We start from the raw sequence: 11,508 nt of genomic DNA, 5'->3' as shown, positions 1-11,508 counted from the left end.
TTTCCCCCGCATCGAGCATGGCGAGCGTTTTGTCGCCGAAGTGATCGACGATGAGAGCCGCGGTTTTCGGGCCGATCCCCGGAATCATGCCGGACCCCAGATAGCGTTTGAGTCCCGCCGGTGTTCCCGGCAGAATGATCCGGAACTCCTCCGCCCGGAACTGGCGGCCGAATTCCGCGTGCTGTTCCCAGCTGCCCGTGATCTCAATCTCCTGCCCGGCGACCACTCCCGCGACCGGGCCGCAGACTGCGTACTCCCGTCCTCCGGACTCCCGAACGCGGATGACGGCAAACGACCCGTCCTCGTTTTCAAAAACGACTCGGGTGATTTCGCCGCGCAGTTTCGTGCGCTCGTGTGCCTGCGGTTCGGTCATGCGTGTGTCCGGTTGGAATCCCAGTGGAAAGAGTGTTTCACCGTTCCGGCCCCGGATCGTTCGGCGCCGGAACAAAAAAATCCCCTCCGGCACGGACGCGCCGGAGGGAATCGAGTCTCATATCGCGTCACTTCGCCTGCGGTACGAGCGGCAGCGTGATGTTCTGCTTTTCCCAGATGTTCAGATACTGAACCGTAGTCAGGGTCGCCGTCACTGCAATCAGCACGAGGCTGACCGCCGCCAGCACGAGGTAAAGTCTGGAGGGCGCCCCGGGACCTGCCGCGGCTTTCGGCTTCGGCACGAAAGGCTCCTCTTTCTTCGCTTCCTCTTTTTTCCCCTCGGCGGTCTTGAGGTCGCCGCCGGGAAGTTTGGAATTCGCGCTGCCGGCCGGTTTGAGCTGCAGATCCTCTTCCTCCTTTTTCGGGGTCGGAATCGTCGGAACGGCCTGCGGAGTCGCGGACTGCGGAGAAACCTGCGGCCGGAGCGTCCCGGCCGGAAGCGGTTTGGCTACCGGCAGCGAGTGAGACGGCGCCGCCTGCTCTTCCTGCGGCTTGGGCATGGCCGGCCCGTGTCCAGGGAGGACGATGGTCGCCTTGGACGCATCAGCCGGCGCGGCATTCTTGATCGGAACTTTCGGCGGAATCATCCCGCCCGGCCGGGTCGGACGCGCGATCTTGATCGTATCGCTGCTGTCGATATCGGCTGCTTCACCGGGTTCGGAACCAGGAGCGACTTTCAGCTGCGCAGGCGTAACCGCCGACGGGCGCAACCGCACCGTCTTGCGGGTCTTGGTGTCGTCGGAGTCCGACGGCGCCGCGCCGGCGGGACCGTCGATTTTCACGCTGGCCGGTGAGACCGCGGTCGGTTTCAGCACGATCGTTTTTCGGGTCTGAGTATTGGCACCGTCTCCGGCCGGTTTCTGAACGACCGGGATCTTCGGCTGAATCGCCGGGCCCGTCTGCGTGGCGATCGGTTTGAGCTTGACGGTCCGGCGGGTCTGGGTATCTTCCATGACTTCGAGGTTGCCGGTGTCGGTATCGCGACCGCTCAAAGGATCGGTGAGCGGCGCTTTCGGCATCGGCGTCAAGTTGATCCCGGCCGGTGTCACCGAGGGGCGCAGCCGCACGGTTTTCCTGGTCTTGGTATCGTCACTGTCCTGGTCGGGAGCATTGCCCTGATTGATTTTATCCGGATCGACCATCTTTCACCCTTTCATTCTGGCTGTCCAAATCGAAACATAATCTCACATTGAAGAATTTAACGCCGCTTTTCGGAAAATCAATCCTTTTCCCCGCCGAATCTGCAAAAATATCGGAAAAAAACGGCATATTTCCGGTTTCTCCCCTGATTTTTCCTCAATTTTCCGTGCGCAGGATTATCTGAATCGACGTGCTGCCGTTGCTCGGAGCCGGAACCCGGTCGAGATTTGCGAGCATCCGCTGCACCGATTCATCCATCGGCGAGTTGCCGCTGCGCGAGATGATTCTGGCGCTCGTAACCCGGCCGTCGGCCGCGATCGAGAGCTGAATCGTGACCTGCGGCCGCGCATCTCCGAGCAGCGACCCCGGCGGTTCCGACCAGCGGGACTTGATGTAATTTCCGAGCCGCTCCCAGTAGCGGCGATCCTCTCCCTGCGCGCCGCCTCCCGGCGTGGCGTTGTTCTGTTTCCCGTAGGTTTGCGCCCGGTCCGCGTCGCCGATCGGAACCGCGAGATTCCGGTTGCTGCCGCCGCTGCGCTTCTCCGCCGCTGCCCGCGCAAGAGCGACCTGCTCGGCCGCGCTGAGCTGGCGCGGTTTACTGGTCTGCCGGGCCGGTTTGCTGACCTTGCGGGTGGTCTGCTGTTTCGGCGTCGACTTCTGCTGGCGCTTGACGACGGGCGGTTTCGGCGTCGACTTCTGCTGGCGCTTGACGACGGGTGGTTTCGGCGTCGGTTTCCGCACCTGCGGTTTGACGACGGGCGGCGGCGGAGCCGGTTTCTGCACCGGGGGCGCCGGGATCGACGGCGCGGGCGGTTCCGGGGCGGAATTCACCGCCGGACGCAGACGCGACGGCGGACCGACCTCTTCTCCAGTCGAGAGCGGCCCGATGAGCTTCACCTTGAACGCGCTCTCCTGCGGCGAACGCCAGTTCTGATAGAGCACCATGCCGAGCGGTCCGAAGATGACCAGACAGTGAATGAGAACCACCTGCACACCGATCGTGCAGCGCAGTTTCCGGGAGGTCAGCGGTTCAGCTTCTCCCGACCGCAACGGGGGCGCGACAGTCAGCTCTTTCATCTATTTCCCCTCCGCCTGTGTGACCAGTGAAACATCGTCGAAACCGGCATGGCGGATCAGCGCCATGAGTTCAATCACGTCGTTGTAGGTGCGGGAGCCGTCCGCCCGCAGCAGAAGCTGGGTTTTCGGCGCGGTCTCCTTGAGCCGGGTGAGGTATGCGGTCAGCTCCTCGCGCGTCACGACCTCCTTGTCGAATTCGATCGTGCCGTTCTTCGTGAGCGTCACGCTCTTGAAGTTGTCCTCCGGGAGTTTGTCGCTGTTCATCTCCGGCGGGGAGATGTTCGTGCCGTACTCCATGAGCGGCATCGTGATCATGAAGACGATGAGCAGCAGAAACGTCAAATCCAGCAGCGGCGTGACGTTGATCTGATCGATGGCGGCCATCTGCCGTCTTTTGCGGCGAGCTCTCATTTATTCGGTCTCCCCGCCGTTCGACGCGGCCTGTTCTCTCGCCTGTTCTTTCGCAATGCTGAGCTGTTCGAGTTTGACCCGGGCCATGAATTCGTCCGAGAAGTTGTCGAGCTGCGTGGCGATGTTGCGCACCGTCGAGGTCAGCAGATTGTAGCCGATGAGCGAGGGGATCGCCACGATCAATCCCGCGACCGTGGTGAGCAGCGCGCCCGCCACGCCCGGCGCCAGTGCCGAGAAGTCCGATTTCCCCGCCGCCGCGATGCCGCAGAACGCGAGCATGACGCCCCAGACCGTCCCGAACAGCCCGAGGAACGGGCTCACGCTGACCATCGTCGCAAGAAATCCGATGCGGGTCTCCAGCTCGATCTCCTGCCTGGAGACTTCGCTGATGAGAACCGCTTCGATCGCGTTGTACTGCGCTTCCGACAGCCGGACCGGGCGGGTCGAAACTCCCGTGGTCCGGCTGAACGTCGCCGGATCGCTTTCGTAGAATTCCAGAAGTTTCTCCACTCCCTGATTGTAGATCTGGGCGGCCGGGCTGCCGTTCCCCGCACCCTCGCGCAGAAGCTGCTGGCTTGTGACGCTCCGGTTCCTGGACGATTTGAAGCGTGCGACGAACTGCCGGGAGAGTTTCTGCGCCCGGTAGAGCGAGATCCCTTTTTCGATCATGACCGACCAGGTGAATGTGGAAATCACCAGCAGCAGGACGACGATGCTTTTGCCGAGCGTATCGCTGTTTTCAAATGCGTAATAGACTCCGGGAGTCTCCGCGAGGAAGAGGGAAAAAGACGTCATATTGAAAAAAACTCCGAGAAAGTTGAAACTGCACCCTTTATAAAATATAATACAGGGGTTATATTCTGCAAATGTATGCTTGCGATAAAATCCAAAAAAAACGGAGAAAAAACATGGCACAGGAAAAACTCGTACTCGGTTTCGATGTCGGCGGAACCAAAATCGGAGTCGGACTCGGCTCGAGCGAAGGACGGATTCTCGGCAAGGCGCGCATCGAAAACGTCGACACCTATCCCGACGACATTCTGCCGCAGATGGTCGATGAGGCGAAGAAACTCGTTTCGGGTGCAGGTTTGAAGATGGAGCAGATCGCCGCATTCGGCATCTCCGCGCCGTTCCCTGCCGACCCGGTCAACGGCATCATGACCGCCCCGACCAACAACCGCCACTGGCGCAATGTTCCGATCCTGCAGTATCTGCGCGACAATCTGAAACTGCCGGGCTGTTTCGAGAACGATGCGAACTGCGGCGCACTGGCCGAATGGTTTTTCGGCGCGGGACGCGGCTGCCGGGATTTCATCTACCTCACGATGAGCACCGGCATCGGCGGCGGCATCATCGCTGCGAATCATCTCGTCCGCGGCGGCCGCGCGCTGAGCGCGGGAGAACTCGGGCATATCTGCGTCGAACTCGGCGGACGCCAGTGCAACTGCGGGCTCAAGGGATGCTATGAGGCGTATGCCGGCGGCCGTGCTCTCGCGCAGCGCATGCAGGAGGAGCTGCGCGACCGCCCGGACAGCATGATCATGCAGCTCGTCGGCGGCAATGTGAACGCGATCGACATGATCCCGCTCGAAAAGGCCGTTCGGGCGAAAGACCCCTATGCCATGGCGCTCTGGGATGAGATGAGTCTGCGCAACGCCCAGGCGTTCGGCATGTTCATCAACATCTTCAATCCGGAACGGCTCGTGCTCGGCACGCTCGCGTGGGCGGTCGGCGACCTCTACACCGATCCGATCAAGAAGTATCTGCCGCAATTCTGCTGGAAGGAGCCGATGGAGGCGTGCGAACTCGTCCCCTCGGAACTCCGGCGCGACATCGGCTACTACGCGGGCGTCGCCGCGGCGCTGAACTATCTCAAAGAGCAGGAAGAAAAGCGCGCCTGAGCCGGAAGAGGGGTCTCTATGGAACGGAAATTCCTGCTCGGCGTCGACATCGGCGGAACCAAATGCGCCTGCATTCTCGGAGCGGCCGATTCCGCCGGCGAAATTGAGATCCTCGACAAAACCCGGTTTGCGACGGCGGAGGCGGGGGGGGCGCGGGCGTGTCTCGAAATGCTCGCCCGGTCCGGGAGAGAGCTCTGCTCCCGTCACGGCGTCGCTCCCGGATCGGTGCAGGGATGCGGCGTCTCCTGCGGAGGACCGCTCGACAGCCGTCGGGGCGTCATTCTTTCTCCCCCGAACCTGCCGGGCTGGGATGCTGTTCCGGCGGTGGAGATTCTCGAGCATGAGCTCGGGATTCCCGTCCGGCTTCAGAACGATGCGAATGCCTGTGCAGTCGCGGAGTGGCGGTTCGGGGCCGGGCGCGGCGTGCGGAACATGATTTTCCTGACATTCGGGACGGGGCTCGGCGCGGGATTGATCCTCGACGGCAGGCTTTACAGCGGAATCGGTGACTCGGCCGGTGAGTGCGGGCACATCCGTCTCGCTCCGGTCGGTCCGGTCGGGTTCGGAAAGAGCGGCTCGTTCGAGGGGTTCTGCTCCGGCGGAGGCATTGCGCAGCTCGCGGCGATTCGGGCGCGCGAACAGCTTCAGCTCGGAAAAAAAGTCGCATGGTGCGCTTCGATTGACGCTCTGGCCGGACTCAATGCGAAAATTGTCGGCGATGCGGCCGAGGCGGGCGACCCGCTCGCACTCGCTGTTTACGAGGAGTGCGGACGCTATCTCGGGCGTGGATTGGCTCTCCTGATCGACCTCCTGAACCCGGAGCGGATCGTGATCGGCAGCATTTTCGCACGTTCGGAAAGGCTGCTGCGCCCGGCCATGGAGCGCAGCATTGCCGAAGAGGCGCTTCCCGCCGCCGCCGCGCAGTGCCGGGTCGTCCCGGCCGCTCTCGGCGAGGCGATCGGCGACTACGCGGCGCTGGCGCTGGCGCTCGGGGAGTTCTGACGATGGCGTTTCGGGTGGAACAGCTTCCGGTCGGTGGTTACGACCACAACTTCTCCTATCTCATCGTCGCGGAGAACGGCGACGCGGCACTGGTCGATCCGACCGGGGATTGCAATGTCATCCGCCGCGCCGTCGAGGCGGCCGGAACAATCACGCCGCGATACATCCTGCTGACCCACGGTCATCAGGATCACTCGGAGTGTCTCGGCGAGGTGCGGAGTTTTTTCCTCGCCCCGGTCGCGAGTCATCCGACCCATCCGCTCGCGGGGGAAATCAAACTGTACAACGGCCGGAAACTTCCGTTCGGTGAGGGGTGGATCGAGGCGATCGCCACGCCCGGCCACTCGCGCGATTCGATCTCATTCCGGCTCTCCGACGATTCGGCGCTTTTCACGGGGGATACGCTTTTCATCGGCTGTGTCGGATTCTGCCGCTCAAAGGAGATGTTCGACACGATCCGGAAGAAGATTCTGCCGCTGCCGGATTCGCTTGTGATCTACTCCGGACATGACTACGGCGAAGTCCCGTTCCGAACGCTCGGCGAGGAGAAAGAGCGCAATCCCTATTTGCGCTGCGCGACGCTCGAGGAGTTCCGGGAAAAACTGAAATCACTGGAGTGAAAAAACTTATGGATATCCTTACGATCTGTTCCATCGTGGTGGCGATTCTGGTTCTGCCCGGAGTGCTGATTTTGTTTCTGCGCCCGTCGTTCACGTTGAAGCTGATCGTCTGGTTTCTGCGGCACACGTTTCTGCGTCTGCGGATTGAGGGGGTGGAGAACATTCCCGACTCCGGGCCGGTCCTGCTGGTGTCGAATCATGTTTCCCTGATCGACATGCTGCTGATTCAGTCGATCTCCCGCCGTCCGGTCCGGTTCATGGTGCGGCAGGAGATTCTCGACTTCGTTCCGACCCGCTTTCTTTTCTGGTATCTCGGGGTGATCCGGGTTCCGTCGATTTCGCACCCGAAAGCGATGCACCGCTTCTTCCTGCGGGTGCGCGGCGAGCTGCGGCGCGGAGGCGTACTCTGTCTGTTCCCCGAGGGGAGCATCTCCGGGAACGGCGGACTGATGCGTTTCCGCTCCGGCGTCGGGCCGCTGCTGCCCGCGGGCGTCGAGGTGTCGGTCATTCCGGTGCGGATCGGCATGCTCTGGGGGCGGCTTTTCACGCTTCACAACGGCAGGCTCAAATACCGTCCTCCGCTCACGCTCCCGCTGAACTTCAGTTTAAAAGTGGGCCGCCCGGCCTCCCCGGCGCTTTCGGCGTTTGAACTCCGGCAGCTCATCTCCGAACTCGGGGCGGAGGCGGAGGCGGCCCCGCAGCCGGGGGAACTGCCGCTGCATGTCGCGTTTGCAAAGCGGGCGAAACGACACCCGTTTGAAGTGACCTATCTCGATGCGAACGGAACGAAATGCTCCAATTTTGAAATGCTCGTACGGGCCGCGATCCTCTCACGTCGCGTTCGCGAACTCAAGAGTGAGTCGCGTTACATCGGCGTCCTGCTGCCGAACTGCACGGCGATGACCGCGGCGATGTTCGGCGTTCTGTTCGCGGATCGGACCCCCGCGGTGGTCAACTTCAGTGCCGGGGCCGAGGTCGCACTCGACTCCCTCCGGAGGGCCGGCGTCGAATCTATTCTCACAAGCCGCAAATTTCTGCGCAAACTCAACTGGAGCGAAACGCCGGAGATGGTCATCCTCGAAGATGTGGCCGCTCAGGTTACGCCTGCCGAAAAACGGCAGACCGCGCTGCTCTGCGCCCTGATGCCGTTCCGGATGCTCATGCGTCGTCTGGCTCCCCGCAGCGCGTTCAATGTCGGGCTCGAGGCGGTGCTGCTCTTCTCGAGCGGTTCGACCGGGAAACCGAAGGCGGTTCAACTGACCCATCGCAACATCAACTGCGATTTGTGGGCTTTCTGGCGCATGATTCTCTGGAGCAGACGCGACCGGATCGTCGGAAATCTGCCGCTGTTCCACGCCTACGGGTTTACGGTTGAGTTCGCGTTCCCGGCGCTCTCGGGAACGCCGGTGATCTATCTGCCGAATCCGCTCGATGCGGCCGGGGTGGTGAAAGCGATCGAAACGTTCGGCATCACGCTGCTGACCGCCACGCCGACGTTTCTGCAGGGGTATCTGCGCAAGGCGACGCCGGCCCAGCTCAAGACCCTGCGCCTGGTCATCACCGGCGCGGAAAAACTGCGCCCCGAACTCGCGGCGAAATTCCGCGATATGACCGGGCTCGAGATCATCGAGGGGTACGGCTGCACGGAGCTTTCGCCGATCGTGACGATCAATTTGTGCAACTCGATTTACCTGCTCGGGAAGCGGGCGCACCATCCGGGGAGCATCGGCATTCCGCTGCCGGGCATCCACGTGCGGGTAGTCGACCCCGAGAGCGGCGTCGAACTCGGGCCCGATTCGCCGGGGCTCATGCAGGTCAAGAGCGGCACGGTTATGAAAGGGTATCTGAACGATCCGGAGCAGACCGCCCGCGTCATTCAGAACGGCTACTACAACACCGGCGACATCGCCCGGATCGATCGCGAGGGTTACGTCTACATCACCGGGCGCGCTTCGCGTTTCAGCAAAATCGGCGGGGAAATGGTCCCTCATGAACTTGTGGAACAGGCGATCGCCGCGCTGCGCGGCCGTGAGGAGCGTGAAGTCGCGGTCACCGGCCGCCCCGATCCGAAACGGGGAGAACGGCTCGTGGTGTTTTACACGGCGGATGATTTTGATCCGGCGGCGCTGATCGAGGGTCTGCGCGCAGAGAAGCTGCCGAATCTGTGGATTCCGAAAGCGGAGGATTTCGTGAAGATCGACCATCTTCCGCTGCTCGGCAGCGGCAAACTTGATTTGACCCGACTCAAAAAACTTGCGGAGGAGCTTGCATGAAGAAGATCGTCTGTCTCGGTTCGTTGAATCTCGACCACGTTTACCGGGTCGACCACTTTGTCCGTCCCGGGGAGACGCTGAGTTCCGCCGGGTACTCGGTCGGCTGCGGCGGCAAGGGGTTGAACCAGTCGATCGCGCTCGCGCGGGCCGGGGCGCCGGTCATGCACGCCGGAAAGATCGGGCGCGACGGCGGAATGCTGCGCGATATGCTTGAAAAAGCGGGCGTCGACGTCTCGCTCGTGGCCGAGGGGGAGACCCCGACCGGGCACGCGGTGATTCAGGTCGATGCGAAAGGCGAAAATGCGATTCTGCTCTACGGCGGCGCGAATCGGGAGATCTCGGAAACGGAGATCGATTCCGCGCTCGATGCGGCCGAGGGGGGGATTCTGCTGCTGCAAAATGAGATCAATTCGATCGATCAGGTGTTCCGCCGGGCGCACGATCGGGGGATTCCGGTCGCGTTCAACTTCGCGCCGTTCGATCCGGAGGATGCTGCGCGGCTTCCGCTCGAACTGCTCAGTTACCTCATCGTGAACGAGATCGAGGGCGCCGGAGTGGCCGGCGTGGAGAATCCCGAGGCGATCCTCGCGACGCTGAAGTCGAACTATCCGCACTGCCGTGTGATTCTGACGCTCGGCAAGGCCGGTTCGGCGTTTCTCGGCGACGACGGGACGATGGTGACCATCCCGCCGTTCCCCGCCGAGGTGGTCGATACCACGAGCGCGGGCGACACGTTCATCGGCTATCTCTTTGCCGGACTGCTCGAGGGGATGGCGCTGAAAGAGGCGATGGAACTGGCGACTCGCGCCTCGGCGATCACGGTCAGCCGTCCCGGCGCGGCGGAGTCGATCCCGTTCCGGAGGGAGCTGGCGTAAGAAATGTTTCCGCAGGTGTGTGAACGATGCTGACCTACATGAAAATCACGAATTTCGCGCTGATCGAGGAGGCCGAACTGGAGTTCGGACCCGGATTCAACGTCGTCACCGGCGAATCGGGCGCGGGCAAGTCGATCCTGATGGGGGCGGTCGAGCTGCTGCTCGGCGGCCGGGTCGATCGCGGCGTGATCCGGACCGGCTGCGACCGGTGCGTCGTCGCCGGGAGCTTCACGGTGCCGGAGCGGCTGGTTCCTGCCGTCGAAGCGATTCTCGGCCCGGCGGAGATCCCGTTCGACCCGGCCGAACCGCTGCAGTTCCGTCGCGTGATCGGGCAGTCGAATGTGCGGAATTTTGTGAACGATACGCCGGTCAGCGCCCGGTTGCTCGCCGCCGTCGGCGAACAGCTCCTTGACCTGCACGGAGCCAATGAGCAGCTCTCACTCACCCATCCCGCCCGCCAGCTCGAGATGCTCGACCGTTACGCGGGTGCGGAGGAGATGGTCGCCGAATGCCGCCGCATCTGCGCAGAACTCGACGCCCTCGCACGTGAACGCGAGGAGTTCGACCGGAACATCCCGGACGAATCCGAACGCAGCCGCCTCGAGCTCGTGCTCGAGGACATCGACAAGGTCAATCCCGCGCCCAGCGAGGATGAGGAGCTCTCCGCCCGGTTCCGGATCGCGGGGAACTCCCGGCAGGTGCTCGAGACGGCCGGACATCTGACTGCGGCGCTGACCGAGGCGGAGGATTCCGTTTCCGACCGGATGGGGGGCGTCTACCGCAAACTTCTGGAACTCTCCCGCATCGACGAGGCGCTTGCGGAGGGGCTGCTCGAGGAGTGCGACCGGATTCAGGAGGAGATCGGCGCGCTCTCGAACCGCATCTCGGAACTGGCCGACAAGGTCGAACTTGATCCTGAGGCGCTCGCGGCGATGGAGAGTCGGCTCGGGGAGCTTTTCACGCTCAAGCGGCGTTACGGGCCGACGCTCGAGCAGGTGCTGGAACGGCGGGAGGAGGCGGCCGGGCGGCTCGAACTCTTTCACAATACAGCCGCGCGGCGCGCGGAGTTCGACCGCCGTCGCGAGGCGTTGAACACGGAGCTGCGCGCCGTTGCCGGAAAGCTCTCGGAACTCCGGAAACGGTGTGCCGCGAAATTCGCCGACGAGGTCCGTTCCAAGCTCGGCGCGATCGGTTTCGCGAAGTGCGTTCTCGAAGTCGAATTCACGGCCGTTGAGCCCGGACCGAACGGAATGGATCGCATTGAACTGTTGTTCAGTGCGAACGCCGGCGAGAGCGTGCATCCGCTGCGCAAAATCGCATCGAGCGGAGAACTGTCGCGCCTTATGCTCGCATTGAAGACGGTTCTGGCCGATGCGGACGCGATTCCGGTGGTCGTCTTCGACGAGATCGATGTGAACATCGGCGGCGAGACCGCGAACCACGTGGGGGAGGAGCTGCACAATCTCGGGCGCAACCGGCAGATCCTCTGCATTTCGCACCTCGCGCAGGTGGCGGCGCGGGCCGACCGCCACTTCCGGGTCGAAAAACACACGCAGGAGGGGCGCACGTTTTCCGAGTGCCGCGAACTCGACGCCGAATCTCGGGTAAAAGAGATCGGCCGCATGCTCGGCGGCGGTGCTTCCGCCGAAACCCATGCGCGCGACATCCTGCGCCGCGCGGGGAGATGATCGCACTGCCCGTGGAGTCCCGGCGGCTCTCGCGGAGGAAAAGAGTTTTTCTGCGGAAAATCGCCGTGGAAACTTGAAAACGGACGGCA

The 11,508-nt window shown here is 62.7% G+C and carries 10 protein-coding genes and 1 pseudogene; 6 read left to right on the top strand and 5 right to left on the bottom strand.

Annotated elements, in window-relative coordinates; translation table 11 throughout:
- From Q0J85_RS12875 to Q0J85_RS12855, 5 genes and pseudogenes are all read right to left on the bottom strand, one after another.
- Positions 1-373, bottom strand: a pseudogene (locus tag Q0J85_RS12875) (ATP-dependent RecD-like DNA helicase); the annotation flags it as partial.
- 127 nt (positions 374-500) lie between these two features.
- A complete protein-coding gene (locus tag Q0J85_RS12870) occupies positions 501-1,574 on the bottom strand; it encodes a hypothetical protein (RefSeq protein ID WP_294482371.1) in 1,074 nt (357 codons plus the stop codon).
- Positions 1,575-1,728: 154 nt separating this feature from the next.
- The gene (locus Q0J85_RS12865) at positions 1,729-2,649 is read right to left on the bottom strand and encodes a TonB family protein (RefSeq protein ID WP_294482368.1); all 921 of its coding nucleotides are present in this window, start codon (positions 2,647-2,649) and stop codon (positions 1,729-1,731) included.
- Positions 2,650-3,060, bottom strand: a complete 411-nt coding sequence (locus Q0J85_RS12860) for a biopolymer transporter ExbD (protein ID WP_294482366.1) — start codon at positions 3,058-3,060, stop codon at positions 2,650-2,652.
- A complete protein-coding gene (locus Q0J85_RS12855) occupies positions 3,061-3,855 on the bottom strand; it encodes a MotA/TolQ/ExbB proton channel family protein (RefSeq protein WP_294482364.1) in 795 nt (264 codons plus the stop codon).
- A gap of 113 nt (positions 3,856-3,968) precedes the next feature.
- On the opposite strand from Q0J85_RS12855, the gene Q0J85_RS12850 reads away from it, so the two are divergent.
- The 6 genes from Q0J85_RS12850 to recN are packed head-to-tail and all read left to right on the top strand — an operon-like array spanning position 3,969 to position 11,419.
- A complete protein-coding gene (locus Q0J85_RS12850) occupies positions 3,969-4,961 on the top strand; it encodes an ROK family protein (RefSeq protein WP_294482363.1) in 993 nt (330 codons plus the stop codon).
- An 18-nt stretch (positions 4,962-4,979) separates the two neighbouring features.
- Positions 4,980-5,963 carry an ROK family protein gene (locus tag Q0J85_RS12845; RefSeq protein ID WP_294482361.1) on the top strand — a complete coding sequence of 328 codons (984 nt, stop codon included), beginning with the start codon at positions 4,980-4,982 and terminating at the stop codon, positions 5,961-5,963.
- Positions 5,964-5,965: 2 nt separating this feature from the next.
- Complete coding sequence (locus Q0J85_RS12840; RefSeq protein ID WP_294482358.1) at positions 5,966-6,583, top strand: MBL fold metallo-hydrolase; 618 nt, start codon at positions 5,966-5,968, stop codon at positions 6,581-6,583.
- Positions 6,584-6,591: 8 nt separating this feature from the next.
- A complete protein-coding gene (locus Q0J85_RS12835) occupies positions 6,592-8,856 on the top strand; it encodes an AMP-binding protein (RefSeq protein ID WP_294482356.1) in 2,265 nt (754 codons plus the stop codon).
- Entirely contained in the window at positions 8,853-9,731 is an 879-nt protein-coding gene (locus tag Q0J85_RS12830) for a ribokinase (RefSeq protein WP_294482354.1), read from the top strand. The genes Q0J85_RS12835 and Q0J85_RS12830 overlap by 4 nt, the downstream gene beginning before the upstream one ends.
- A 26-nt stretch (positions 9,732-9,757) precedes the next feature.
- Positions 9,758-11,419: a DNA repair protein RecN gene (gene recN, locus Q0J85_RS12825; RefSeq protein ID WP_294482352.1), complete on the top strand. Its 1,662-nt coding sequence runs from the start codon at positions 9,758-9,760 to the stop codon at positions 11,417-11,419.
- The last annotated feature ends 89 nt before the right edge of the window (positions 11,420-11,508 follow it).

This window comes from uncultured Victivallis sp. (assembly GCA_944389935.1).
Classification (GTDB): Bacteria; Verrucomicrobiota; Lentisphaeria; order Victivallales; family Victivallaceae; genus Victivallis.
The sequence above is the reverse complement of the archived record's forward strand: the minus strand, read 5'-3'. Positions and strand labels throughout refer to the sequence as shown.

Excerpts from the sequence above, each read along its gene's own strand:
- recN (WP_294482352.1), top strand. The coding sequence starts at position 9,758 with ATGCTGACCTACATGAAAATCACGAATTTCGCGCTGATCGAGGAGGCC.
- Q0J85_RS12870 (WP_294482371.1), bottom strand. The coding sequence starts at position 1,574 with ATGGTCGATCCGGATAAAATCAATCAGGGCAATGCTCCCGACCAGGAC.
- Q0J85_RS12840 (WP_294482358.1), top strand. The coding sequence starts at position 5,966 with ATGGCGTTTCGGGTGGAACAGCTTCCGGTCGGTGGTTACGACCACAAC.
- Q0J85_RS12860 (WP_294482366.1), bottom strand. The coding sequence starts at position 3,060 with ATGAGAGCTCGCCGCAAAAGACGGCAGATGGCCGCCATCGATCAGATC.
- Q0J85_RS12865 (WP_294482368.1), bottom strand. The coding sequence starts at position 2,649 with ATGAAAGAGCTGACTGTCGCGCCCCCGTTGCGGTCGGGAGAAGCTGAA.
- Q0J85_RS12845 (WP_294482361.1), top strand. The coding sequence starts at position 4,980 with ATGGAACGGAAATTCCTGCTCGGCGTCGACATCGGCGGAACCAAATGC.
- Q0J85_RS12830 (WP_294482354.1), top strand. The coding sequence starts at position 8,853 with ATGAAGAAGATCGTCTGTCTCGGTTCGTTGAATCTCGACCACGTTTAC.
- Q0J85_RS12835 (WP_294482356.1), top strand. The coding sequence starts at position 6,592 with ATGGATATCCTTACGATCTGTTCCATCGTGGTGGCGATTCTGGTTCTG.
- Q0J85_RS12855 (WP_294482364.1), bottom strand. The coding sequence starts at position 3,855 with ATGACGTCTTTTTCCCTCTTCCTCGCGGAGACTCCCGGAGTCTATTAC.
- Q0J85_RS12850 (WP_294482363.1), top strand. The coding sequence starts at position 3,969 with ATGGCACAGGAAAAACTCGTACTCGGTTTCGATGTCGGCGGAACCAAA.